This is a genomic window from Chitinophaga sp. OAE865 (assembly GCF_040546735.1).
GTDB classification, from domain to species: Bacteria; Bacteroidota; Bacteroidia; order Chitinophagales; family Chitinophagaceae; genus Chitinophaga; species Chitinophaga polysaccharea_A.
The window spans coordinates 5,595,774-5,620,770 of sequence record NZ_JBEPOF010000001.1 but is presented as its reverse complement, the minus strand read 5'-3'; the positions used below and the strand labels follow the sequence as shown (position 1 = coordinate 5,620,770).

The 24,997-nt window shown below is 44.8% G+C and carries 20 protein-coding genes and 1 tRNA gene; 8 read left to right on the top strand and 13 right to left on the bottom strand.

Annotated features, from left to right (window positions below; all coding sequences use genetic code 11):
• Positions 1-70: 70 nt before the first annotated feature.
• Positions 71-1,153 (top strand): 3-oxoacyl-ACP synthase III family protein, encoded by a 1,083-nt coding sequence (locus ABIE50_RS22475; RefSeq protein WP_354028129.1) that lies wholly within the window; start codon positions 71-73, stop codon positions 1,151-1,153.
• A gap of 39 nt (positions 1,154-1,192) precedes the next feature.
• Here ABIE50_RS22475 and ABIE50_RS22470 read toward each other — a convergent pair whose 3' ends face one another.
• A complete protein-coding gene (locus ABIE50_RS22470; RefSeq protein ID WP_209859448.1) occupies positions 1,193-3,139 on the bottom strand; it encodes a lectin-like domain-containing protein in 1,947 nt (648 codons plus the stop codon).
• 111 nt (positions 3,140-3,250) lie between these two features.
• Between ABIE50_RS22470 and rluF the strand changes: the two genes are divergently transcribed.
• A complete protein-coding gene (gene rluF, locus ABIE50_RS22465) occupies positions 3,251-4,000 on the top strand; it encodes a 23S rRNA pseudouridine(2604) synthase RluF (protein ID WP_209859450.1) in 750 nt (249 codons plus the stop codon).
• A 57-nt stretch (positions 4,001-4,057) separates the two neighbouring features.
• On the opposite strand, the gene ABIE50_RS22460 is transcribed toward rluF, so the two are convergent.
• A complete protein-coding gene (locus ABIE50_RS22460; RefSeq protein ID WP_209859452.1) occupies positions 4,058-4,540 on the bottom strand; it encodes a hypothetical protein in 483 nt (160 codons plus the stop codon).
• An 88-nt stretch (positions 4,541-4,628) separates the two neighbouring features.
• Between ABIE50_RS22460 and ABIE50_RS22455 the strand changes: the two genes are divergently transcribed.
• Positions 4,629-4,701: transfer RNA gene (locus tag ABIE50_RS22455), tRNA-Lys, on the top strand.
• A gap of 109 nt (positions 4,702-4,810) precedes the next feature.
• Here ABIE50_RS22455 and ABIE50_RS22450 read toward each other — a convergent pair.
• The 3 genes from ABIE50_RS22450 to ABIE50_RS22440 form a co-directional block, all read right to left on the bottom strand.
• Positions 4,811-6,022, bottom strand: coding sequence for an MFS transporter (locus ABIE50_RS22450; protein WP_209859454.1), 1,212 nt, complete (start codon positions 6,020-6,022; stop codon positions 4,811-4,813).
• Between the two features lie 18 nt (positions 6,023-6,040).
• Positions 6,041-6,547, bottom strand: a complete 507-nt coding sequence (locus ABIE50_RS22445) for an N-acetyltransferase (RefSeq protein ID WP_209859456.1) — start codon at positions 6,545-6,547, stop codon at positions 6,041-6,043.
• A gap of 86 nt (positions 6,548-6,633) precedes the next feature.
• The gene (locus ABIE50_RS22440) at positions 6,634-8,040 is read right to left on the bottom strand and encodes an aminotransferase-like domain-containing protein (protein ID WP_209859458.1); all 1,407 of its coding nucleotides are present in this window, start codon (positions 8,038-8,040) and stop codon (positions 6,634-6,636) included.
• 79 nt (positions 8,041-8,119) lie between these two features.
• Between ABIE50_RS22440 and dxs the strand changes: the two genes are divergently transcribed.
• Positions 8,120-10,054, top strand: a complete 1,935-nt coding sequence (gene dxs, locus ABIE50_RS22435; protein ID WP_209859460.1) for a 1-deoxy-D-xylulose-5-phosphate synthase — start codon at positions 8,120-8,122, stop codon at positions 10,052-10,054.
• A 218-nt stretch (positions 10,055-10,272) separates the two neighbouring features.
• Here dxs and ABIE50_RS22430 read toward each other — a convergent pair whose 3' ends face one another.
• Positions 10,273-11,010 carry an SDR family oxidoreductase gene (locus tag ABIE50_RS22430; RefSeq protein WP_209859462.1) on the bottom strand — a complete coding sequence of 246 codons (738 nt, stop codon included), beginning with the start codon at positions 11,008-11,010 and terminating at the stop codon, positions 10,273-10,275.
• Positions 11,011-11,075: 65 nt separating this feature from the next.
• Positions 11,076-11,948 carry an AraC family transcriptional regulator gene (locus tag ABIE50_RS22425; RefSeq protein ID WP_209859464.1) on the bottom strand — a complete coding sequence of 291 codons (873 nt, stop codon included), beginning with the start codon at positions 11,946-11,948 and terminating at the stop codon, positions 11,076-11,078.
• Positions 11,949-12,320: 372 nt separating this feature from the next.
• Here ABIE50_RS22425 and rsgA point away from each other — a divergent pair, with 372 nt between their 5' ends.
• Positions 12,321-13,373, top strand: coding sequence for a ribosome small subunit-dependent GTPase A (gene rsgA / locus ABIE50_RS22420; protein ID WP_209859466.1), 1,053 nt, complete (start codon positions 12,321-12,323; stop codon positions 13,371-13,373).
• A gap of 224 nt (positions 13,374-13,597) precedes the next feature.
• On the opposite strand, the gene ABIE50_RS22415 is transcribed toward rsgA, so the two are convergent.
• From ABIE50_RS22415 to ABIE50_RS22405, 3 genes are all read right to left on the bottom strand, one after another.
• Complete coding sequence (locus tag ABIE50_RS22415; protein WP_354028128.1) at positions 13,598-14,167, bottom strand: DapH/DapD/GlmU-related protein; 570 nt, start codon at positions 14,165-14,167, stop codon at positions 13,598-13,600.
• An 83-nt stretch (positions 14,168-14,250) separates the two neighbouring features.
• On the bottom strand, positions 14,251-14,628 hold the full coding sequence (locus ABIE50_RS22410; protein WP_354028127.1) for a putative quinol monooxygenase: 378 nt from the start codon (positions 14,626-14,628) through the stop codon (positions 14,251-14,253).
• Positions 14,629-14,720: 92 nt separating this feature from the next.
• Positions 14,721-15,392, bottom strand: coding sequence for a carboxymuconolactone decarboxylase family protein (locus tag ABIE50_RS22405; RefSeq protein WP_209859470.1), 672 nt, complete (start codon positions 15,390-15,392; stop codon positions 14,721-14,723).
• Between the two features lie 242 nt (positions 15,393-15,634).
• On the opposite strand from ABIE50_RS22405, the gene ABIE50_RS22400 reads away from it, so the two are divergent.
• On the top strand, positions 15,635-16,531 hold the full coding sequence (locus ABIE50_RS22400; protein WP_209859472.1) for a helix-turn-helix domain-containing protein: 897 nt from the start codon (positions 15,635-15,637) through the stop codon (positions 16,529-16,531).
• Positions 16,532-16,581: 50 nt separating this feature from the next.
• Here ABIE50_RS22400 and ABIE50_RS22395 read toward each other — a convergent pair whose 3' ends face one another.
• Entirely contained in the window at positions 16,582-17,610 is a 1,029-nt protein-coding gene (locus ABIE50_RS22395; protein WP_142688307.1) for a glycosyltransferase family 2 protein, read from the bottom strand.
• Between the two features lie 243 nt (positions 17,611-17,853).
• On the opposite strand from ABIE50_RS22395, the gene ABIE50_RS22390 reads away from it, so the two are divergent.
• Complete coding sequence (locus tag ABIE50_RS22390; protein WP_209859997.1) at positions 17,854-18,138, top strand: PDDEXK nuclease domain-containing protein; 285 nt, start codon at positions 17,854-17,856, stop codon at positions 18,136-18,138.
• Here ABIE50_RS22390 and ABIE50_RS22385 read toward each other — a convergent pair.
• Both ABIE50_RS22385 and ABIE50_RS22380 read right to left on the bottom strand, forming a co-directional pair.
• Positions 18,088-18,678: an RNA polymerase sigma factor gene (locus tag ABIE50_RS22385; protein WP_209859474.1), complete on the bottom strand. Its 591-nt coding sequence runs from the start codon at positions 18,676-18,678 to the stop codon at positions 18,088-18,090. The two genes, ABIE50_RS22390 and ABIE50_RS22385, sit on opposite strands and share 51 nt — an antisense overlap.
• Before the next feature lie 122 nt (positions 18,679-18,800).
• Positions 18,801-21,656 carry a ligand-binding sensor domain-containing protein gene (locus ABIE50_RS22380; protein ID WP_209859476.1) on the bottom strand — a complete coding sequence of 952 codons (2,856 nt, stop codon included), beginning with the start codon at positions 21,654-21,656 and terminating at the stop codon, positions 18,801-18,803.
• Between the two features lie 226 nt (positions 21,657-21,882).
• Here ABIE50_RS22380 and ABIE50_RS22375 point away from each other — a divergent pair, with 226 nt between their 5' ends.
• Positions 21,883-24,960 (top strand): SusC/RagA family TonB-linked outer membrane protein, encoded by a 3,078-nt coding sequence (locus ABIE50_RS22375; RefSeq protein WP_209859478.1) that lies wholly within the window; start codon positions 21,883-21,885, stop codon positions 24,958-24,960.
• The last annotated feature ends 37 nt before the right edge of the window (positions 24,961-24,997 follow it).

The following is a 24,997-nucleotide window of genomic DNA, read 5'->3' as shown; positions in this document are numbered from 1 at the left end:
AAGGCACGCTTTTTATTGTATCTTTACGGGATAAGTTGTCAGGTGGCAACTTTAAAAACAAAGGGGCTCTATGGTTAATGCAATGAGGACGATTATTACCGGTACCGGTAGTTTTATTCCTGCCAATAAAGTAAAGAACAGTGATTTTTTGCAGCAGGATTTCTACAGTGACCGGGGAGAAAAGATTCCATATGAGGCGGCAGTCATTATCCGCAAATTCGGAGAGGTGACAGGAATCTGCGAGCGCAGGTATGCCGACCTTGATATGAATGCTACAGAAATGGCCGTAGCTGCAGCGGCAGCCGCCATCAAGGATGCGGGCCTGGACCCTGAAACACTGGACCAGATCATAGTAGCCCATAATTTTGGTAATGTACTTACAGATACGATACAGTCGGATGCCGTACCCTCACTCGCTTCCAGGGTGAAGCAGGCATTGGGAATACGGAACCCTGCCTGTATTCCGTACGATATTTTATTTGGCTGCCCCGGCTGGATCCAGGGCTTTATCCAGGCAGATGCGTTCTTTAGAGCGGGACTGGCAAAGAAGTGCCTGGTACTCGGTACAGAAACGCTGAGCCGGGTGATTGACCGTTACGACCGCGACAGCATGATTTTCAGTGACGGCGCCGGCGCTGTGATTGTAGAAGCGGTTAATGATAAAGAAAGCAGTGCGGGTGTGATCAGTACCAGTGCGCAGTCGTATGCCATGGAAGAGCTAAACTATATCTACATGGGTAAATCCTTTGCACCGGAAGCAGACGCGCGTATCCGTTATATCAAGATGCAGGGCCGCAAGGTATATGAGTTTGCCCTGAAGCATGTGCCGGAGGCAATGAAGGCCTGCCTGGATGCAGGCGGGGTTCCCATTGCGGATGTAAAGAAGATCTTTATTCACCAGGCCAATGAGAAGATGGATATCGCCATCATCAAGGCTTTCTACTCACTTTATGGTATAAAAGAAGCGCCTGCTGATATTATGCCTATGAATATCCACGAACTGGGCAACAGCTCTGTAGCCACAGTGCCTACTTTATATGATATGGTACGGAAAGGGCATATTGCCAACCAGGAAATACATGCAGGGGATGTGATCCTGTTTGCCTCTGTAGGAGCCGGGATGAATATCAATGCTATCTGTTACCGCGTGTAGGCGTTATCGTTACTACCTGTTTTTTTACCGGGATGGCGGTTAACGTATAAGCGTTACCGTGCCTTTCCTGCTGAAGCGGCGTCCTGTATAATCCACGCCCTGCACCATCCATACATAAGTGGCTGCAGGAGCGGGCTGTCCGTTCCAGGTGCCGTCCCATCCACCGGGAAGGCTGGCGCTGCGGAAAATTTCCTGACCCCAGCGGTTCCATATACAGAAGAAATCCAGTTTGGGCACACCGGCGGCAATAACCCGGAAAATATCGTTACGCCCGTCGTTGTTGGGCGTGAACGCATTGGGAACATAAAATTCCGGTCCTGCGTATACTTTGATGCTTACATCGTCGTGGTCCTCGCAACCTTCGGGGGAAGTGACCGTAAGGCGGAAGGTCTGGTCTTTTTGCAGTATGGCAACGGGACTGGCAATGTAGGGATCATTGAGGCCGGTTACCGGCGACCAGGTATAACGGACGCGGGGATTCAGCCATTCCGCCTGCAACTGCAGTGGCTGGCCGCTGGCCACAATGGTATCTTTGCCGGCGCGGGCGAACACAGAAGTAATCCTTACCGGGACTTCCACTTTGGGCGATACACAGCCATCGTTGCTAATAGCGTATAGGCTTACCCGGTAGTACCCGGTATCAGCGAAGCGGAAGCCGCCCTGTTGTTGCAGAAGTGTGTTACCATTGCCAAAATCCCAGTGCCACTGATTTACCGGAGTAGCAGGTGTAAGGTTGAATCCTTCAAATGCAGTGGTGGCGCCCAGGCATACATCTTCACCGCTGCCGTTTACCTGCGGTGTATTGCCTACCAGTACCGTTTTGGTGGCGGTGCCGGCACAACCCTGTGCGGAGGTGACCGAGAGCTGTATTTGTTTGACGCCCGGCGTGGTGTAGGGCGCGGTAGGTTGCCGATCGGTAGCGGTAGTGCCGTTGCCCCAATTCCATTCCCATTTTTCAGCAGCTCCTACGGCAATGGTTGTACGATCTTCCATCTGCATTTTCCCGGTAATGCATAGCGGATCGGGGCCGAAGTCCACCACCGGGTATGCCCCCACGGTAAAGGGCGCCTTTAAGGTATCCGACATGCAGCCGCTGTTATCTTCAATCACCAGTTTTACTTCATATTGTCCCGCCGAAGGGTATACATGGGCGGGTGGTAATGGTGCGGTGGACTGGGTTCCATCTCCCAGGTCCCACCACCAACGGGTGATAGATCCAAAAGAGCTGGAATTGTCCCTGAAACGGATGGGGGTACCATCGCAGAAGATCTGCCCGGGATTGAAATTAAATTCCGGGCGCAGGGCCGCGCAGAATTCCTGTTTGTTGGAGCTGCCACCGGTAGACCCGGCAAAGCCCCAGAATACATTGGGATCGCCGCTGAAAATATCGTTTACAATATCCTTATCAAGTGTAAGCCGCAGTTCATTATCCACGCTTACTTCCATGTGCTGTGTGCCTGCGTCCCAGCGGATGCGGAAAAGGTGCCAGTTACAGTCTTCTATATTGTCGCTGCCGGCCAGCGCCGTTACTGGCGCGGTAAGATTGCCCGCAGGATCGCTGTGATCCGTGATACCGTTCATCTGGATGGCGATATGATCATAAGGCGGGTCGTTTTCATCGTTGTTCTGCCAGGTGTCTATAATAATACCCAGTGAAGGCGAGATGCCCTTAAAACCGATGCCCTGCCCGGTAGCACCGAGATTGGTGCCTTTGGTTTGCAGGATGAAGCCAATGCCATCTGCGCCGTTGGCATCTTTACAACCAAGGTTCACATCAAATACGTAATTAAAAGACTGGTGGAGATTGATCTTATTTTTATTCCATACCGTACCGCTGGTAGTTTGCTGATCGGGAGTGAGCACATAGCAGTTACATGTACGCTGGGTAGCAGCCCCGTTGAGGATATAAGGCAACAACGTTTGGCCCGTCAGGCGAGAATAGCTGAGCAATAACAGGCCGGTGATGAGGCATAGAAGTATTTTCATATCAGGGACCGGGGCAGCGTGACAAATTGCCTGTAACAAGTTACATTCTTCGTTTTTAACATCAAAGCATAAATATTGGCGGCATCCGGTTTTTAAGTAATTTGCAGCCATATGGATATCAGCGTTAACAAATATATCAGTGAAACAGGCTTCTGCAGCAGGAGGGAAGCGGACAAATATATTGAGCAGGGCCGCGTTACCATTAACGACAATATTGCCTCCAAAGGCAACCGCGTAAAAGACGGCGATGTGGTAGAGATAGACGGGGAGCCGCTGAAGAAGAAGAAATCGACCGTGTATATAGCGCTCAATAAACCTAAAGGCATTACCTGCACCACCGATCTGAAAGATAAAACGAACATCATTGACTATGTGAACTTCCCATCCCGCATATTTCCTATTGGCCGGCTGGATAAGCGTTCCGAAGGGCTGATATTCCTTACCAACGATGGGGATATTGTAAACAAGATCCTGCGGGCCGGTAACCAGCATGAGAAAGAATACATTGTAACCGTTGATAAACCGATAGACCTGGAATTTGTTAAAAGTATGCGCAGCGGTGTTCGTATCCTTGGTGTAATGACGCAGAAATGCTTTGTTCAGCAGGAGGGGCCGAACCGTTTCCGTATTATATTAACCCAGGGGCTTAACCGGCAGATCCGCCGTATGTGCGAGGCATTGGGGTATGAAGTAACAACCCTGAAACGCACACGGATCATGAATATGACGCTGAAGGACCTGGCGCCGGGCAGCTGGCGGTATTTCACCAAAGAAGAGGTCAATAATATCAACGCCCTCGTTGCCAACAGCAGCAAAACAGAGAAAGGCAATAATAACTACCAGGACGGAATGGATGAATAACCCATGTTAAAAGATAACAAATAAGCCGTCATGCTGTAAAGCAGGCGGCTTATTTATTTAATCCAGTTTCTTTACATAGAGAAAGGAAGAGTCCTTGACATTGTAGGTAAAAATAAATTTCCCGTGTACATCGGACCCGGAAAGAAGGCTGTTTTTATTCGCCCGGGTATATACCGGTTTATGTACAAAGGCGACTACAAAAGAATCAAGATATACATACTGCAATTGCAGATCGGTGAATCCTGTTTCTTTCATGTCTTTAAACGCACTGCGGCTTTTGTCGTTCATATTTTGCAGGTTCCATAAGTCCTGTGGAAAATGATGAAAGGTGCGGCGGTATTCTTTAACGGCTTCCACAAAAGTGATAGTAGGCTGAATTGCCCGTTTCTTCTTTTTGATATTGAGAGGTAAGCCGGATCCGGTTTCAGTGTGCTCCTGAACTTTGAGCTGCCCATCGGCTCCACGGTAGTAAGTATAGGAAGTTGCCGGTGGGGTACAGGCAGCATAGGCCAACAATATAATTACCAGGTACTTTTTCATATAGTATCTGAAGTTATTTTATTTTTCTATGAAAAAAAATTTGGCGGTTAATTTGGGATTATTATCTTTGCAGCCCTTAATAGGAAAGGATTCCCTAGCTCAGTTGGTAGAGCAATACACTTTTAATGTATGGGTCTTGGGTTCGAGTCCCAAGGGGATCACTGGAAATAAAAAAGGCTTCAGAACTTGTTAGTTTTGAAGCCTTTTTTGAGTTCCTCATCATCACATAAACAATAGAGGCCACAGGTCTTACCTCCCGTTTTAATACGGTCATCTCTCTTTTCTGAAAACGAATACCGCCGCTGCGCTTGCAATAAGTGCGCACATACCGTATAGCTGGAAAGCTTTTTCCAGTCCTATGTTAACGATCAGGCTCAACACTAAACTGCCAAGTCCATAGCCCAGGAACAGGAAGAAGGCAAAGAGCCCCGTTGCCGCCCCCTTATTGGTACTATATGTTGTAATGATCGCTGCAAACAGCGGATGCGAAAGATCAAAGCCCAGGGATAAAAGAGTAACGAGCATACATGAAGCCGCCAGGCTGAATTGCCGGCTAAGCAGCAGTACCGCTAACGACCCTACGAAAATACCCAGCGGTATGATCTTACTCCGACCATAGCGATCTGCCAGCTTTCCCAGAAAAGGACCCAGCAATAGCCCGGGGATACCATAACCGAGCAACGCCAGGCCGATCTGCATTTCATTTGATCCATAGTTTTTATAAAAAAAATATCCCAGCCATGCGAAGATCCCGCTGTGAAACATACCATTGAACATGACATAACTATAACCCCACCTGGCCCGTTTCTGTGAGAGGATGGTGTGAAATGATGACAGAATATTTTTCTGACTGCCGATAGCCTCCTTAGATGCATCAAATAACCAGTTTCTCAACACGATGATCAGGACCGAAATGGCCAGACCGGCTGCCGCAACACCTACAAATAGCCATCTCCAGCCAATCAGTGAAGAGAAGAGTGCGCCTACGCTGGAGCCAAAGGCAGTACCGCCTGCCATACAGCCAAAGAAAATGCCGAGTGCATGCCCTCTTCGTTCGTATGGATAGGTGTCACTGATCCAGCTAATGGTAGTAGGCGCCACACCGGCAGCACCCATTCCTGTCAGCAACCGTAAGAGGATCATCTGGTTGATGTTCTTGACTATAGTGGTGGCCAGCGTAAGAATTGTAAATAACAACAGGGATAAAATGATGACCTTAAATCTTCCCATCCTGTCACTTAACGGAGCATAAAACAGTGTGAAAAGGCCGTAACCCAGCAGGTATGATGGTTCTATAAAGCTTACGTGTCTGACCGATGTGTCGAAATATGCTGAAAGCATAGGCAACAAAGGGGCTACCATTAATCCCTGGAAGAATATAATAAAAGTAGCGAGTGAAATAATCAGTACGGGCAGCATGGTGGCCTTACTGTGTATATCGGTCCCCGCGCCGGTAACGATGATTTTTTTGCGTAATTCCATTTGTCTCACTGATAGGGTTTACGCGATCAGACACACGGCAGCCAATGATAACTCGTGCGGCTGTCCGGCAGACTGCTGCCTGGTGAATCCTTTGTTTTCAAAAAGGGGAAGAAGAGGATTTGCAGCATATTCAGTTAGCCAAACATTTTCATATGGTTTGCAAACAGCGAGGCATTTTTCAAGCAGCGCATCTCTGACAGCAGGCGCCGGGTATTTTTGCAGCACGCCGAAGTCCGCGATACGGACAGCCCGCTTGCCTTCCAGCGACTCCGGTCGTTTACCCTTGGAGGTGATACACGCATATCCTGCGGGTTGATCATCCACATACACTACCAGCCACTGGTTAGATATATTGTTGATCTCAGCGATCAACGCGCGTTCATTAAAATTTTCGGAGATGTATTTATCTAATACTTTTTGTTGGAGAAGACCAGAATACTTCTCCCTAGCCAGTTCTTTGGTCAGCATCAAAAGCGCATCCATGCCCTGCTTTGTAACTACTGTAAATTTCGTGATGATGTTCATAGTCTGTCGTAATTATACAGGCAAATCTATCACGGTGCGCTGGATAATACACAGTACACAATTTGAAATTATGGGTAGTACAGATGTTATCGTGCCAGCTTTCCGGCCAGCTGCAGCGCCTCTATCCTTTTGGGAGAGAATTTATCCGCAAACACAATCCTGAAATACTTATCGAAAAGGCCTGAAAAAGAGAAGGTATAACCTGGCGTAAACCTTACCCCGATTTTTTCGCATTGATCATAGAAGCGCGCCATATCAGTGTTATCGGGCATCTTTACCCAGATATTATATCCGCCCGCAGGTGTAAGGATCGAAGTCTTTTTCGGAAAATGAGCTGATAACAAGTTAATCGCAACATGCGCATTCTTTGCCAGCTGCATTCTGAATGAACGGACATGCCGGTCATAGCTGTTGCCGGCTAACAAGCGGTTCACCGTTTCCTGGTACAATGGCGAAACAGTACTGCCCAATGCAAACTTGATTTGTTCTGCACGTTGCATAAATTTTCCCGCTGATAACCAACCGACCCGTATTCCTGGCGCCAGCGTTTTCGCATACGATGAGTAAGATAATACCAACCCGCTGTCATCAAATCTTTTTATTGTGGAAGGCCGCTGACCGTGGAAGTATAGATCTCCATAAATATCATTCTCAATAAGCGCAATATTATATTGAAGTGCAACGGATAACAGTACCAGCTTTTGTTCATTGGAGAGTAAGATGCCGGTAGGATTATGGAAATTGGGGGTTATCACTACTGCTTTAATAGCATTGGTACGACAAGCTTTTTTGAGAAAATCAATATCAAACCCGGTGTATGGGTCAACCGGGATTTCGATCACTCTCAGTTGCAGTACCCTTATCACTTCCAGTACAGAAAAAACACAGGGACTCTCCACGGCAATCACATCTCCCACATTACACACCGCGGCTAAAGCAATATACAGCGCCTGTAATGCGCCATCGGTAACCAGCAGCTCATCGGGATTGATAATGGTTTGATGAACTGCCGCCTTTTTTAAGATATTCTCTTTTAATGCAGTTGATCCGTTGGAAGGGTAATAGCGCAGCAAACCGGCGCCCTGTTCCCTGATCACCTGCTGCATGGTACGGAGCAATAGTTTTTGCGGCATCAGCAGGTCACCGGGGGCCGCTACATTAAACTCCGAAAATCTGCGTCCCGCTTTCAGCGAAGTCGTAAGTCCAAGATGATGCTTGAAAGTGGCGTCCCTGGCTACCAGCCGATGTTTGGTCTTCACCGGTTGATTGGACAGGTCCGGCCTGTTACTGACATAATAGCCCGATTTAGGCACGCTCTCCACCAATCCGCTGGCGACCAGATACTCATATCCCTGCTGTATAGTGCTCATGCTTGTTTGATATTGCGCCTTCAGATCCCGGACAGACGGCAGTTTATGTCCGGGTTTGAAAACGCCCTTGCGTATGTTTTTTTCAATGTCGCTGGTAAAAGCTTCGAATTTATACACCTTCATATCTGTATTGGTAATTTATACATATTCTGTATCTGTACTGTAAATGTAAACGATTTAATTTTGCCGGAAAGAATGCTGAATGCCCGAAAATTTTAATATTGATACACCGGATGATTTGCGAAACCTGCCTGTTTCGTCTCTGCAGGGCCTCTGCGAAGAGCTGAGGTCTTTTTTAATTGATCATGTTGCCTCGAATGGAGGTCATTTCAGTTCGAGTCTTGGTGTTGTGGAACTTACGGTTGCATTGCATTATGTATTTAATACACCGGAAGACAAACTGGTTTGGGATGTTGGGCACCAGGCGTATCCGCATAAATTGTTGACAGGAAGAAAGGACCGCTTTTATTCCAACAGGTTACTGGGGGGGATCAGTGGCTTTCCATGCAGGGAGGAGAGTGTATTCGACGCCTTCGGAACCGGACATTCTTCCACCTCTGTTTCGGCCATATTGGGCATGGCCTGTGCCGCCAAATACCGTGGTGAAAATACACGCCAGCATATTGCGGTGATCGGTGACGGGGCTATGACTGCAGGGCAGGCATTTGAAGCGTTAAATAATGCCGGGTATGAACAGCCCAACATGCTGGTGATACTGAACGACAATAATATGTCGATCGATGCCAATACAGGTGCTTTACAGAACTATCTTACGGAGCTCACTGCCGGCAGGCATTATAATGCGTTAAAGCAGCATATCAGTAAGCTGTTATCGCATCCCGGGCAGCCAGACAAGTGGCCGGTGGATGTGATACGGAAGCTCCAGAAAATGGTGAAAGGAGGGCTATTGCGCTACAGTAATCTTTTCGAAGCGCTGAACATCCGGTATTTTGGTCCCGTTGATGGGCATGATCTTAAAAAGCTGATCCATGTATTGGAAAAACTGAAGCATATACCCGGACCCAAATTATTACATTGTGTAACGACCAAAGGGAAAGGTTTTGCCCCGGCGATGACCGATAAAGCGAAATGGCATGCACCAAAAAAATTCGACAGATTTACCGGTGCTACGTTAGATGAAGGAACGGTTGCCAACCAGGCTGTCACCTTCCAGTCAGTATTTGGTGATACCTTAATTGAACTGGCCGGCAGCAATCCAAAGATCATGGCGGTAACACCTGCGATGTTATCGGGAAGCGCACTAACCAAAATGAAAAAGGAAATGCCGGAACGTGTTTTTGATGTAGGCATCACTGAACAACATGCCGTTACTTTTTCGGCCGGCCTCGCCGTTGATGGCATGATCCCTTTTTGTACGATATACTCTACTTTCCTGCAGCGTGCCTATGACCAGGTTATCCACGACGTGGCCCTGCAAAAGCTGGACGTTATATTTTGTATCGACCGGGCGGGTGTTGTAGGGCCGGATGGGCCAACACATCATGGTGCATTTGACATTGCTTTTCTAAGATGTGTACCTGACATCATTGGTGCGTCCCCCATGGACCTGGAAGACTTCAGAAATCTACTCTTTACGGCGCAGGCCAGCAAAGGGAGCGGACCATTTGCCATTCGTTATCCCAGGGGAGCGGGAATATCTGCGTCTGTCTCCTCCGGTTTCAAAAGACTGAAAATAGGAAAAGGAAGAAAGATCAGGTCTGGTAAGGATATCGCCATTCTTTCCCTTGGCCCGGTGGGACAATACGCAAAAGAAGCCTGCAGGGAGCTGGAAGAAGATCAATTGAACGTAGCGCACTATGATCTCCGGTTCTTTAAGCCGCTGGATGAGGCACTGTTACACGAGGTATTCCGCCGGTTTTCCACGGTGATCACTATCGAAGATGGTTGTACCTCAGGAGGTGTAGGCAGTGCTGTGATGGAGTTTATGGTGGAGCATGATTACCATGTTACCTTAAAGCGGCTGGGGCTGCCAGACACATTCGCAGTACAGGGTACGCAACAACAACTGCATGAATTATATGGTTATGATAAAAAAACGATCATCAGCCTGGTCAGACGACTTGCTATGTATTCCCCAAACCTTGAAAAGGTTCCAGGCAACAATATTTCATGCTGACAGTTCACTTAGTGTGTCGCCATTTGCCCTCATTTCACCAGAAATTAATTAGCTATAGTATTTCAGCTGATTTACGTAAACCGAATATGAAAAGGTTCGGGTTTTGTACCAGAAGGTTCACTGGAGGAAGCTTAAAACCTGCGAGCGGCGCAGGTTTCAAGTCTATTTGTTAACCTTTATCAAAGTGCGAAATTACTTTTCTGGTTACTCAATCTTCTTCACCAGGGTATTTCTCCTGTTTCGGGATTATTTTCCTCGCTAAAAAATTTCCCCGTTGGGCCATTATTGTCAATCAGCGCATATTTTACTACCCGTTTTCCTGCATCTTCAACAGTTCCTGGCCCACGATGTCCATTGAAGTCTGTTTTTGTATATCCCGGGCAAACGGCATTTATTTTGAAGTTGGTATTTTTAAGTTCGTAAGCCAAAACAACAGTATACATATTCAGGGCTGATTTTGAAGAAAGATATACAGCCCCTTTGTAGTCGTAGTATTTGTAGTTTGGATCACTGTGAAGCGTAATTGAGCCCTGGCTTGAGCTTACATTTACAATACGGGGTGCTGACGAGTTCCTCAATAGATCAATAAATGCCTGTGTAACCCGCACCGCGCCGTAAACATTTGCATCATATGTTGCTTTAAACTGATCAATAGTTGAGTCGAGTGCCGTTTGGGGATAACCACCGTAAATGCCCGCATTATTAATCAATATGTCCAGGACTTTTGTTTTTTTACCTATTTCTTTACGGGCTTTAATTACTGATCCGTCATCTGTAATATCAAGCTGAATAGCCTCTACATTGTTTAATCCCTTCTCTTTTAATTTACCAACAGCTTCAATACCGTTCTCCATATTACGGCTGCCGAGATAAACATAAACTCCTTTTTGAGCCAGTTGCTGCGCAACTTCAAAACCAATGCTTTTGTTAGCTCCTGTTACTAATGCAAATTTCATTTCCTGTATGAATTTTATGAAGCAAAAGTAAAGGGCCGGAAAATAGCGGGAATGGACAATTCACTTTATTTCCCCGACAAATCCTGCCTGGGCAAAAATTCACTTGCGCTTTTTCCTGTACTTTTTTTGAAGAGCCTGGAGAAATAATCAGGGTCGTTAAAGCCCAGTTCATAGGCCAATTCCTTGATGGAAGTATTGGAATAGCGCAACTTTCTCTGAGCTTCCGCCATTAAGCGGTTAATAAAATAATCTTTGGGCGATGTACCGGCATATTCTTTTACAATCCGATACAAACTGTTTGTAGTTAAGGCTAATTTTTCCGCAATTGCGTTGATGGAAGGTTGCTCCGCAAGGTGCGTTTCTACCACTAATTTGAATTCGATAAACTTTGAAAGGTTAGCGTTTAAGATATTGGCGGATTCTTTGTTTTTGAAATACGCGCTGTTTAATTCTGATAGCAATGAGTTAAGATAAGCTAATATTATTTCGGTGTCGGTCTCATGTCTATCTACGTAAAGTATCTGGTTTAGAATGCCAAAAACCTTTATCACTCTTTCTTTTGCAGCATTGTCAAGTGCTATGGTTTGTGCGTTTAAGGGGTTGACCAGAAAGGGATATTGTTGTGGCAACAATGCCAGTGTATTCTCATCAAACAGTACCTTGAAATATTTAAGATCGTCTGTTTTAGCAGGTGGCGTGAAAAATTGATTGGGCATTGCAAAAAGCAAATGCCCATCAGTAAGGGTAAAGTCCTGTGAGTCTATATTGTAGGTAATTGAACCGCTTTCAATTAATACAATAAAATAAGAAGATAATCTGCGTGGCTGCAGCAGTTTTTTTTGAATGTCAGCCGGAAGATAAGGATTATCGTTTGAGCGGATCTTTATCCCCAGCTCATCATGTTGTGAGTCCTGATTTTCCCCTTTTTGTTCCTGCATATTATTTCACCGGGAATACGTCTGTTTAATATTATACTATTTCAGCTAATTTACGTAAATCGGCCATAAAAATGTCTGGCTTTTGCACCATAGGGAAATCAAAGGAAATTAAAACCGCTTGAATAACAGGATGTATGCGGCTTTTCTGTATTTGAGCCTGAATTATTTTTTTGTATCTTTGTATCTTATGCAAAAACAAGTATTCACATATTATAGTTTAGCAGTTGGAATGATTGCCTGATTCCGGGTGTCTTGTTTCTGAAAATTGCCGGCTTGGTAGTTCCCGTATTACCAAAGGTGATTTGTATGCAGCAAACCATTCGGATGATAGAGAATTAGGCAATTTTATTTCATCATTTTAAATTATAAGTAGTGAATAACTTATCATTATATGGTTGGAACGATAGCCTGTTCCAACTTAAACAAGCCTCACAATACAAACATCTTTTCCATGGCCGTGTTTCCGCGGTGAACAAAACCAATTATGAAGTTATCACGGAGAGCGGATTGCTGTTGTGCGAACTGACCGGGAATCTGCTTTATGGAAAGTCATTGTTTGAACTTCCGTGTGTGGGCGATTGGATAATCTTTCAACCTTTTGACGATAACAAGGGAATAATCCTTGATATTTTACCGCGTAAGCATACGCTATACCGGAGAAAGAGCGGTACAATATCCGGGAGGCAGGCTATTGCCTCCCATATTGATAAGGCGTTTATCGTACAAGGTCTTGATGCCAATTTCAGTGTTCGCCGGACGGAGCGTTTTATGGTTCAGGTATTGGAAGAAAATATTCAGCCGATATTGATACTCACTAAATCTGATCTGGAATTTGATCGCCTCCAGGTAGATGAATCGCTGAAACATATTACCCGCCAGATACCCGTGTTTTTCACAAGCATTCTTTCTCCTGAAACAGTACATCCTGTGCGGGAATTTATCAGGCCGGGAGAGTCGATCGTATTTGTAGGATCATCAGGGGTTGGGAAAAGCTCTTTAATCAATGCATTATGCGAACGGACCGTATTTGTCACATCTGAAATAAGCAAATCCTCAGGTAAAGGGCGGCATACCTCAACCCGAAGGGAAATGGTGCTGATGGATGATGGTGGTATCTTAATAGATACACCGGGCGTAAGAGAATTTGGTTTAGCCCTGGACAATCCTGAGTCATTGGCAGAAATATTCGAGGTTGCCGATTTTGCTGAATCCTGTCGCTTTAAGGATTGTACGCATGTTAATGAACCTGGCTGTGCGGTTGTGGAAGCTGTAAACAGCGGTCTTTTGGAACAGGAGGTGTACAATAGTTATCTCAAGTTGCGAAAAGAATCCTGGTATTTTTCTACTTCTGAACAGGAAAAACGAAAAAGAGATAAGTCTTTTGCCAGAATTTCAGAAGAGGCTAAGAAGATAAAAAAACGTTGATTTCCCTATTATTCAATACAGGCGTTTCATCGGGGCAGCTACCGTCGTGGAATATGGATGTTTTTATAGTAGCTGCTACTGATCGTTGCTGTCTGAGTTGGATTTGAGGGTATATTGACGTAACTGAACCTTGTAGAAACTCTTTCTACAAGGTTTTTTTGTTTTTGTGATAAAGTTGTGAAAAGATAAGTGCCTCCGTCATACGGATTGTATCTTTACGGATCCTATTCTATTGTTTTAATGATCTTTGCAGGGATACCACCAACAATAGTATTATCGGGAACGTCTTTTGAAACGACAGCCCCGGCGGCGACTATCGAATTTTCTCCGATCGTTACACCGGGAAGAATGGTAACGTTCGCGCCTATCCAGGCATTTTTTTTAATGAGGATACGTCCTACCATCAGGGAGTGCCTGTTTTCCGGCGATACAGGATGGCCTTCCGACAGCAAACTGACTTTGGGAGCCAGCATTACGTTATCCTCAATGGTAATACCTCCCAGGCCAAGAAAAGTACAATCAAAATTGATGAAGACATTTTTCCCGATCTTGATATCTTTTCCATAATTGATATAAAGGGGGGTAAATACTGTTGTACTCTCGTCAATTTCTGAACCCGTAATCTGCTCCAGGAAATTCCTGATTTCTACCGGGTCACCTGAGCTATTCATCTGGTTAAGCAATTTTATCGTGGCATAGGATACTTCACGCATTCTATATGCCTGCGGGTCGCCTGCTGTAATGGTTTCCCCATTTCTCAATCTTTCAAAAAGATCCATTGTACTATTGTTCATTTTAGGTATGATTTTATGATTGTTTTTTGCCCGCTTGTTAATCGTGTAACAGCTGCTTCATTTTTTTCTGTATGCTGCCCTGATCATCTGTGCGGAACAGTGATATGTTTTAATTTTATGAAGATATCCGTTGCCGCTTCCAGATCCAGAGCGTCCATATCCACCAATTTCAATGATCTGACCATTTGCAGTGTGGTGGTTTTGTATTTCAGAAAATGCCCGGTTTTCAGATGTGACTGATACGCCTGCTGATCTTTGTATATTTCCAATATCCTTACCTGTGTTGGAGTGCTCTTTTGGAACATAGGAAAGATAGTAATAACTCCATCTTCAAGTTTTACCGACGCTGCTGCTTCGTGCTTTAGTATTGTTTTGTACTCCTCCAGGTATTGTGGATATATCTCTATTTCTGAAATGCGCACCATCACTTCCTGTTGTTGCGCATGGGCGGTGTTATTCATACAAAGAAGCATTATTATAGCCAGTATGGCCCGCAAGGGGTGTTTAGTGTAAATGCGGTATTGAAATATGGGCCTTTTCATATTACTGGTTGTCAATTTACTTGTTTTTTCATGTTTGAGAGAACTGCTCTTGCTTTGCTGGCTTGTTCCTTGCTTACCGATTTTTCAATAATGTCGAATACAGCTTTCACCTGTTCGGCGGTAATCCCGGTATTCATGCCCATTCCAATATGTGCCTGTAATTGTCCTTCTGTCCCTTGCATGGCAGCCAGAGCGGCAATTGTTACCAGTTCCCTCTGCTGGTAGTTCAGTACATCGCTGTCAAAAATGTTGGCAAAAAGATGTTCTTTCAGGAACGCATCGATACAGGGTGCAAACTCACCGAACCCTGGCGCTGGTCTCGGCTGTGGCGTTTGGGTCAGGATTTCAAGCGTTTTTCTTCCACGTTCATAAGTGTCCGTGCTGTCTTTTAAGGGCGTTGATTCTCTACCTGCCACGTCGGTAATGCCGTTCTTTTTCCGTTCTTCCAATATCTGCATGAAGCTGCTGATACCGTTGAGGCTCTTCGGGAAACCGCAATAGGCATATAACTGTACCAATTCTTCTTTTATTTCATTTATGGTAAGCCCCGCATCGAGTCCGGTATTGAACTGTATTTTCAGGCTTTCAATGTTGCCTGTTGCCACCAGTGCAGAAATAACGGCAAGGCTTTGCTGACGGGCATCCAGGGGTTGCTCTTTTTCTATATTATTTCGTGCGCTCATATTTATTGTATTTAAGATTAAACCCAATGATAAAATACAAATTATAAATCTGTATTGCTGTATGCGATTTTTTAAGACGGATTGCCACATATACTGATTATCTGGTATTGCAAAATTATTCACTATCCGTTGTAAGGTTTTTATACAAAGCACAGATTTATTTACCACTTTCACTGTTATTGCTTTAATTCAATCTGAAACGTGCAGAGTTTACTAAATTTGTATAAATAAAATTCCAGGTCATGGAGCAGGTGGAAAGAATTGATACTGTTAAGCAATACAATGATACCCTGGGAGTTGACACCTTACATCCGCTTGTGAGCGTTGTTGATTTCGATGGCATGCCAACTTATCAGTATTTTAGGAGATACATGGGCATCTATGCCATCTTCCTAAAGTATATCAGATGTGGTGATATGAAGTATGGTTGCCAGCCATATGATTATGAAGATGGTACATTGGTGTTTATTTCACCAGGTCAGGTTTATGGAATTGATAGCAAGGGAAAAATGATCAAGCCCCAGGGTAAGGCACTTGTGTTTCACCCGGACCTGATAGCAGGTACAGATCTTGGCAGAAAAATTAAGAACTACACTTTCTTTTCCTATGAAGTGAATGAAGCCCTGCACTTATCAAAAAAAGAAAGGGCAATTGTAAATGATTGTTTTGAAAAAATTGGATATGAAATAGGCCAGAATATAGATAAGCATAGTAAAACGCTTATTGTTTCCAACATCGAATTATTCCTGAACTATTGTATGCGTTTTTACGACCGCCAGTTTATTACCCGGGGCCATGCCAACAGAGATATTCTGGTAAGATTTGAAAGCTTGCTGAACGAATATTTTCAGTCCGATAAATGTCAGGTATCAGGCCTGCCAACCGTAACCTGGTGTGCCGGGCAGTTACATCTTTCAACCAATTATTTGGGGGACCTTATCAAAAAAGAAACAGGTAGTACGGCGTTAGACTATATACAATCCAAAGTGATTGACACAGCAAAGTCCATGATATTTGACAGCGATAAATCTATCAGTGATATAGCTTTTCATTTGGGTTTTAAGTACCAACAACATTTCACCCGGTTGTTTAAACAGAAAACCGGGAAAACACCCACTGAATACAGGTTGTTAAATTAAAAATATTGCTGATGTTTTCTTCAGTGCTGCTCTTCATTGCAGGTATCATATTACTGACGTTTTAAGGGAAGGTTACGAAAAAAAGCCTGCTTGAATACTTTGCGTAATTCCTTGGGAGTAACAAATTGCCATTCAAATAATCTGCTTTTAAAATATAAAGGAAGAATTCTTTTTTCTTTTTTATGTCTTAAAAGTATAAACCATTTTTTGAAGAGCATTTCATTGAATATATGAACGGAATAGTTCCTGGATTTGGAATTACCCAGTTTCAGGGCCTCAAAAACCTGCAGGAACTCTTTTGAGCTTCTGGATGAAAACCGATAACTGGAGTAGTCATGATGAATCCGAATTAAATTTTCATCCTTGGGAATGCCCAGGTTTGTATGGATGTTCTCGATGATACGGAGCTCTGCACGAACTATTTTTTCATTCTGCACTTTTGAAATGTTATTTCCGTGAAGGCGGTATGCGACAAGGACCTCGTTCAGGTTTGCTACGGGATGATGTATGGAGATCCTGTAAGAAAGATCATAGTCTTCCGCGGGAGAATAATCCCGGTATCCACCTGCCTCCACCATGGCAGATCTTTTGATCATTAAGGTCGAATTGATAAAGATATTATGAAATACCAATTCAGGAGATATATCCTTGTCTCCTGCAATCACATTCAGGTTTCCGGTCTGTTCGCCGGATTCATCAATAGTTATGGCTTGCCCGCCACACATTGCGATTTCAGGATTCGAATTTAAGAAACCGGTTTGTACTTTAAGACGATCAGGCATGGCTAAATCGTCACAATCCAGAATTGCTATATATTGTCCTTTAGCCTCTTCAATCCCACGGTTACGGGTAAAAGTAAGGCCCCTGTTGCTATCATTGTGAATAAAACGGATTCGGGGATCAGTAAATTTATGAACGATGTCGGGTGTACGATCTGTGGAGCCATCATTAATAATTAACAGCTCAAAATCAGTAAAGCTTTGATCGAGGACACTTTGTACGGCCTTTTCAATATAGGCTTCACCGTTAAAGGCAGCCATAAAAACAGTAACTAAAGGGGGATTTACATTTTTATCCATGCAGATCGGTTATTGAATTGGATAGATCATTATGTTCATAAAATATTTTCTTTTCACGGCTATTTATCCTGCTGCTGCCAGTTTTGAGCTCGAAGATAATTTTCATTTTTGATTCCTGTGCATTTTTTTCTCATCAATTGCAAAACAGCAGGAACAGGTTTTACTCTAAAATCAATTATTGTCGTTTAACGAAAACGATCTGCAAAAAAGGATGGATAAACAGATGAAGAATTTCATTCCTGGATCAGCAAAGGTTTTTTTATTGTCGCAGAAGAATATAAGGTCCATGCCGGGAACTGCGATTTTTACATTGATCTGTTATTTTATCATAGAACATTGCAGTGTTTAAGCGCAATTGAGTTGAAGGCTGCACATGTCGCCAATGCTTATGGCGGAACATCAGACCTGCAATCATTGGTATCCCGGAGCAGGGCTGATATGGCAGGAAATACCGGGTATTCCCATGGAAAAGAAAAATTAAAGATCACCCCAGAAAAGAATGAAAAGCGCCAGCAGCCCTTGTTTTAATAACGCAGCTCTCAGTAATTTAACAGCTGTTTGTTTCTGGTTAAGTACTGTTTTAGTACTGATGTGAAGTACCTTCGCCACTTCTGCAGTATCTCTCCCTTCAAAGTAAATCATTCTAAAAACTTCGGCACAGCCTTTTGGAAGTAAGTTAATCTGTTCATGCGCGGCAGCAGCCACCCTGGCACGGATCTGCTCAACCTCCGACTGCCAGTCATAATCGTCTCCTACAAGCTGGAGCTCGTTCAGGGAAAGTTGTTCTTTTTTGAGCTGCCCCAGCCAGCGGAAGCTGGCATGGCGTGTGGCAAGAAACAGATAATTTTTCAGATGCAGGAAACTATCAAAATACTTTGGCTGTTCAGCGGTTTTTATAAGAATACCGGAAGTGATATCTTTTGCTGCTTCTGCATCATTGACTAACTTAAAGGCATAATAACTGAGCTGCCCGAAAAATTTCAGGTAGATATGTTCCAATGCTTTCGGGTCTCCATTTTCAATAAGCGTAAGGAGCTCCTGTTCTTCCAAAAGTTTATCTGCGTGCAATTTTCTGCTTGATTTTCCTTCTGCGCAAACTAAAATAAAAATTTCATAATCTATAGTTTTGACTTAGGGGAAAAAATGAGAAGGAATATAATATGCCCCTGACTTCAGGCTTACAGCCGTTTTTATATCTGGTTAAAAAAAGTGCTTAACGATTGCTCCGTTGGCAGGCCAATCTTTTTTCTTATCCGGTACCGGCTTACTTCTACGCCACGTACAGTTATGTTCAGCAGCTGCGATATTTCTTTTGTGGTCAGATTCAATTTAATGTAAGCGCATACTTTTAAATCGGAGGTAGTCAGCTGAGGGTATTGTTTTTTTAGTTTATTCAGGAAATCATCATTCAACTCGTCAAAATGAGCGGCAAACACTTCCCAGTTGGCATTGATCTTTTCAGCATCCTTAATGAGATCCGTGATACTTTTAATATCATTTGTTTCACTGTTGAGGCGCGACACTCTTTCCTTTATTTTGGTTAAGGTATCCGACTTTTCCATCAGGTGCATACTGGTGTTTGCAAGCTCTTTTTTCTTCAGCAGCACCTCCTGTTCCAGTTTTTCCTTTTGAAGCCTGATGATTTCCTTTTCATTTTTCTCCAGCTCCAGGTGATGAATGTATTTGAGTTTCTTCTGTTCTTCCTCAAATTTTTGCTGTTGCAGCAGCAGCTTATGTTTCAGGTACCTGCGTATCATAAATACCAGGCCGGCTAAAATAGCCATATAGCCAAGTATCGCCCAGGTGGTTTTATACCAGGGAGCCTTTATTATAAAGGTGTACGACATCACCGGGGATTCGTTATGCTGGTAGTCCCGGGCTTTTACTTTAAAGGTGTATTCCCCGTTCGACAGGTTAGTGTAGTCTTTTTCTGTTTTACTGTCCCAGGATGACCAGTCATTATCGTAACCTTCCAACTGATAGCTATACGTAATATTTTGCTGGAAATCATATACCGGGGAGCTGTACTCAAAATGAAAAGCGTTGAATGCCGGGGGTAGCTGCAGTATTTCCCTGTTGCTGCCGGAAGCAGCGGCGGCAGGATCTGTGTTCTGGTAACCGCCATAGATGGTGCTGTCGGTTTTACCGGTGATCTTCACCATTCCCAGTCGCACGGAAATAGGATGCCTGGAGGAAGTATATCTTTGATAGTCGAGATGGATCAATCCTTTTTCGGAGCCAATAAATACATTTTCCCTGTTATAGGGATAAATGTTCTCAAACTTCGGAAGGAGCTGCCCGGCCAGCTCCGGGAAATAAGTGACCTTGGGCAAACCGCCGGTATCAGCCGAAAAATGCACCACACCTGTCCCTTTCTCGTTGCAGAACCAGATGTTACCTTCCTTGTCTTCCGTCAGGTACCGTACTTTCATCCTGCCAAAAACAGCGGAAAGAAACCCGGAGGGAGAGAATTTTTGGGAGGAGGGGTTAAACTCGTAAAGTCCTCCCGAAGTAGCAAAGAGGATTTGATTTTTTATTTTAAAAACAAAGTTATTTAAGGTAGATGGGAGGCCATCGCTGACGGTGTATAAATGAAAGGAGTATTTTTTCCTGTCGTCCGATAAACTCACCCGGTAAACGCCCCGGTAGGGATGGGAAGCCCAGATATCCCCATTGGCATCTAATGCCATAAAGCGATAAGAGTCGGGAGTGCCTTCTATTTTGCCTTCATCGTGAAAACTATTGCCCTCATACCGTAGCCGCTTCAGTCCATAATAGGTGCCTACAATTATCTCCTGTACAGGATAAACAGAAGATAGCGGAAGGAAATACCAGGTGCCTGCATCCCCGGAAAGCTGCCTGGCTTCAGTGCCCTGTACCTCGTAGCTCCCGTTGTCACCGCCAAGCAACAAATGCCCGTTTATCCCGGCAAGATTCCAGGCTTCACGATTCTCTGTATTTTTTACCAGGGAAAAATCATCCCTCGTAATGTGTATATCATTACTGTTAGCCACAGGAGCGCTGTACAGGCCGCTGGATGTGGCCACATACAGCCTGTTATTGAATATGGAGGTGGAATAACCGGGAAGGTTGCTGGCCTTGCCCACCTGCAGGTACCTGATGGCGGAATTGTAGTTGATATAACTGATGCCGCTGTTCAGCCCTGTCCATAAATTATTGCTGGCATCTTTAAATACACTCAGGGCATTGTTGTTCTGAAGGCCCTGGTCATTGGAATAGCTTTGCCATACATTACTTCTTATATTAAGTACCTGGCAGCCGCCGGAAGAGGTGGCAAGCATCAGTTCCTCTTCATTTATCTTTGCAGCAGCATTGATGTAGAGATGATCGGGGGTATTATTAAGCACTGTACTTATCGAGTCGTTGTGCAGCAGGAAAATACCATTGGTCCGGCTAACGATGTAAATACTGTCTTTACCCATTTGAAGGATGCCGGCAATGAGTATACCCGTAAGTTTCTTCCCTTTGGCAACAGGCGCCCATTGATTTTTATCGAACTGTAATAATCCCGCCATGCGGTCTGAAGCATAAATATGTTCACCGGCACGCCCCATGAAAAGCCATTGTGAATTGGAAGGATATACCCTGATCGATTTACCGTTGTATTCAAAGATGCGGCCATCGGCCTGGAAAAAGATCCTGCCCCCCATAATGGCAATATGCCATATATCCGCAAACTTTTTGTATTGCTCCGGGATATTATCTTTTAAAGATGTATATGTTAGTATACCGTTGACATCGGGGGAGAAGTAGCCTATCTCATCCTGCCCGCCCACATAAATTTTCCCATCGTCGCTAACCGCGAGCGACCATATAACAGTGCTGTTGGGTAATGGATAGAGCTTCCAGTGGCTTCCATCAAAACTCAGCAGTCCTTCGTTATTGGCAAAATACATGACTCCCTGCTTATCTTGTCCCATGTCCCAGTTCTGACTGCCACCCTGATAATCAAATTTGGTGTAGTTGACCACTGCAGGAAGCCCGCACCCGTTTTGTGCGTGAACGGCACCACAGTATGCTGACAATAGTAAGGAAAAAAACAGTATATTAAGTAAGGTCTTATTCATATCGTATTCCCCGATCAACCGATGTAGTAGTATTGTAGTAGTGTCTTTTGTTATAAAAATAGGCATTTACGGGATAAGACGTAGTATTGTTGGGGTAGTTTCCGCACATTTAATGATAAGCCCGCCTACATTTGTTATACCACGGATCCACTTTATCAGGAACAACCAAAAATAAATTTTACGTATGAAAAAAAAGTTCTTCAGAATTTTTATCCTCCTTGTACTTTCTATTACCGCCCATTTTACAACCAACGCTCAAAACAGAACTGTAAAAGGTACTGTAACTGACGACAAAAACGCCCCTGTCATTGGAGCCTCTATAGGTGTAAAAGGTACGGTTATAGGCACTCTGACAAATGAAAGCGGAACATTTACGCTTTCCGTGCCTCCCGGTGCAGATTCAATTGCAGTGTCGGCAATTGGTTTTGTAAACAAGGTGGTTGCCATCTCCGGCAGCGTATTGAGTATTCAGCTGGAGACTTCCAGGACCAGCCTGGATGAAGTAATAGTGGTTGGTTATGGCACACAAAAGAAAGGAGACCTCACCGCCCCGATCAGCACTGTTAACACGGAAAATATGCTTAAACGCACTACTGCCAGCCCGATGGAGGCATTGCAGGGAAGCGTTCCCGGTGTACAGGTGGTTACCAGCGGGGCGCCCGGCAGCTCCCCGAATGTACGCATCAGAGGGGTAGGGTCATTTAACAATGAAAATCCATTGTATGTGGTGGATGGAATGTTTGTAAATGACATCAGTTTTCTGAATCCCAATGATATTGCCGACATGTCTATCCTGAAAGATGCATCCGGTGCTGCCATCTACGGGGTACGTGCAGCCAATGGCGTAGTGCTGATCACCACGAAAAAAGGAAAGGCCAATATGAAAACCCGCGTAACCTACAATGGCTATGTAGGCGTTCAGAAGCCAACGAATGTCCTTAAAATGGCTAACGGAAGGCAATATACTGAGTTTTCCCTTCAACGGGGATCTGTGGCAGATAGCGGCACCGTGTTACTGTCGTCCGAAAGGTTCGGCGGCAGCGGGCTTAATCCCACTACCAGCACCGATTGGTATGATGTTATATTGAGAAAGAGCGCAATGCTGACCAACCACGGCATTGATGTGCAGGGGGGAAGCGACAAGGTAACTTACTCAATGGGTTTGAACTACACCTATCAGAATGGTATCCTGAATGCGCTGAACAACTTTAAAAGATATAACGGCCGCTTACAACTGGAAGCGAAGGCGTTTAGCTGGTTGAAATTAGGGTTCTCTGCCATCTTTAATAATTCGGTTACTTTTAGTCCCAATAACGGCGCTTTCCTGGATGCTTACACGGCCTCCCCGTTGTACCCCGTGTATGACGACGCCAACGTGAATGCGTTCCCGGTGAAGTTTACCGCCGCTTCTGTGATTGGAAGGTCTGATGACAAAAACCCTATGGCATCTGCCTATTATAATTACGACAGGTCAAAGGCTTTCCAGATATTGCCTACATTATATGGCGAAGCCGGTTTCTGGGAGAACAAGCTTACATTCAGATCCCAGTTGAGCCAGATCTATGGTTCCCTGCTGGGCACAAACTACCTGCCTCAGCGGAACCTGGGCCCGGGCGCCGGCTCTACCGTATCGCACCTCAAATCCATCCAGGAAAGAACTACCAATTATATCCTGGACAACCTGCTTACCTATAAAGATGGTAAGGGCCTGCATCACTGGAGCCTGTTACTGGGGCAATCAACCAGGGAAGAGCGCTGGCGCCAGACGCGGACAGAAGCCGATAACATACCTAATGTGGAAGAATCATGGTATGCCGGCCAGGGAACATCCAATGCGGCTTACTACGGAGAAGACGGTACCCGTAACGCCGGTATTTCCTATTTTACACGCGGTACCTATGATTATGATAATAAATACCTGCTTACTGCCACATTCCGTGCAGACGGAAGCTCAAAGTACCAGACCAAATGGGGCTATTTCCCTTCCGTGGGCCTGGGATGGGTGCTGAGCAAGGAAGCCTTCATGAAGAACCAGAAAGTTTTTGACTTCCTGAAACTGAGAGGCAGCTGGGGTAAGCTTGGAAACGACGGGGTAAATGCCAACGCAGGTTACGCCGTTGTAAAAACAGGCAACAGCGCTTCTGCTGTTTTTGGCAGCACTGCCAACGCCAACGGGGAATATATACCAGGGTATTCCGTAAACAGGTTCTATACAGATATTACCTGGGAAGTAGTAACAGAGTGGGATGGGGGTGTTGATTTTGAAATGCTGAAGGGAAGATTAAACGGCTCTGTTGATTACTACAACAGGAAAACTTCCCAGGCTGCTTTCTCCCGGCCATTCCCCTTCACCTACACTACCATATATGGTAACTGGGCAGATATGGAGAACAGCGGCTGGGATATTGCATTGAGCTGGAACGACAAAATCGGTAACCTCGGGTACCAGATAAGCGCGAATATGTCGACCCTGAAAAATAAAGTCACCAACTTAGGTACGCTTCCCAGTTCAACCAGCGGTTTCCCTGAATGGACAGCAGAATTTCCGAACCGTATCGTAGTAGGGCAACCCATCAACTACTTCTATGGGTATGAATTTACAGGCATATACCAAACCCCTGAGGAAGTGAGTGGCGACCCGGTGGCGGCGCATTATAACCAAACAGCTACTTCACCTATCCTGCCCGGATTTCCCAAGTATAAAGACCAGAATGGTGACGGCGTGCTGGATGATAAAGACCGTATCAACATGGGTAGCTATTTGCCCAAAGTTACCTATGGCTTTAATATAGCGCTTAACTATAAAAAATTTGATTTCAGTGTGGCGTTCCAGGGCGTGTCCGGAAATAAAATATTCAACCTTAACCGCGGACGGCTTTACAAAGCTTCCACTTCCCTGAACCTGGACGAGAAATTCGCATCCAGCCTGTGGACCGGCCCCGGATCAACGAATGCCTATCCTTCTGCCTATGCACTGGGACAGGGCTGGTTTAAGGTGAGCAACTCCTTCTTTGTGGAAAGCGGCGCTTACCTGCGCATACAGAACATTCAGCTGGGCTATAACTTTAATATAGGTAAAGTATCGCCTGTTGCCATGAGGGTATTTGCTACTGCCGACAGGCCCTTTCTGTTTACCCGGTACAATGGCTTTACACCTGAGGTAGGTACAAATAACTCTTTTGGCTACAAGGTGTCCGGTTATGATGCGAACGTTTACCCGGTTTCTTCTACCTACAGCTTAGGTGTAAGAGCTACATTCTAAAAAAGGCTTTCGTTTAAGGATATACGAAAATGTTGCT

Excerpts from the sequence above, each read along its gene's own strand:
- ABIE50_RS22405 (WP_209859470.1), bottom strand. The coding sequence starts at position 15,392 with ATGAGCGCACGAAATAATATAGAAAAAGAGCAACCCCTGGATGCCCGT.
- rluF (WP_209859450.1), top strand. The coding sequence starts at position 3,251 with ATGGATATCAGCGTTAACAAATATATCAGTGAAACAGGCTTCTGCAGC.
- ABIE50_RS22445 (WP_209859456.1), bottom strand. The coding sequence starts at position 6,547 with ATGAACATCATCACGAAATTTACAGTAGTTACAAAGCAGGGCATGGAT.
- ABIE50_RS22410 (WP_354028127.1), bottom strand. The coding sequence starts at position 14,628 with ATGAATAACACCGCCCATGCGCAACAACAGGAAGTGATGGTGCGCATT.
- ABIE50_RS22430 (WP_209859462.1), bottom strand. The coding sequence starts at position 11,010 with ATGAAATTTGCATTAGTAACAGGAGCTAACAAAAGCATTGGTTTTGAA.
- ABIE50_RS22475 (WP_354028129.1), top strand. The coding sequence starts at position 71 with ATGGTTAATGCAATGAGGACGATTATTACCGGTACCGGTAGTTTTATT.
- ABIE50_RS22440 (WP_209859458.1), bottom strand. The coding sequence starts at position 8,040 with ATGAAGGTGTATAAATTCGAAGCTTTTACCAGCGACATTGAAAAAAAC.
- ABIE50_RS22460 (WP_209859452.1), bottom strand. The coding sequence starts at position 4,540 with ATGAAAAAGTACCTGGTAATTATATTGTTGGCCTATGCTGCCTGTACC.
- ABIE50_RS22375 (WP_209859478.1), top strand. The coding sequence starts at position 21,883 with ATGAAAAAAAAGTTCTTCAGAATTTTTATCCTCCTTGTACTTTCTATT.
- ABIE50_RS22415 (WP_354028128.1), bottom strand. The coding sequence starts at position 14,167 with ATGAACAATAGTACAATGGATCTTTTTGAAAGATTGAGAAATGGGGAA.
- ABIE50_RS22425 (WP_209859464.1), bottom strand. The coding sequence starts at position 11,948 with ATGCAGGAACAAAAAGGGGAAAATCAGGACTCACAACATGATGAGCTG.
- ABIE50_RS22400 (WP_209859472.1), top strand. The coding sequence starts at position 15,635 with ATGGAGCAGGTGGAAAGAATTGATACTGTTAAGCAATACAATGATACC.
- ABIE50_RS22450 (WP_209859454.1), bottom strand. The coding sequence starts at position 6,022 with ATGGAATTACGCAAAAAAATCATCGTTACCGGCGCGGGGACCGATATA.
- ABIE50_RS22395 (WP_142688307.1), bottom strand. The coding sequence starts at position 17,610 with ATGGATAAAAATGTAAATCCCCCTTTAGTTACTGTTTTTATGGCTGCC.
- ABIE50_RS22470 (WP_209859448.1), bottom strand. The coding sequence starts at position 3,139 with ATGAAAATACTTCTATGCCTCATCACCGGCCTGTTATTGCTCAGCTAT.
- dxs (WP_209859460.1), top strand. The coding sequence starts at position 8,120 with ATGCCCGAAAATTTTAATATTGATACACCGGATGATTTGCGAAACCTG.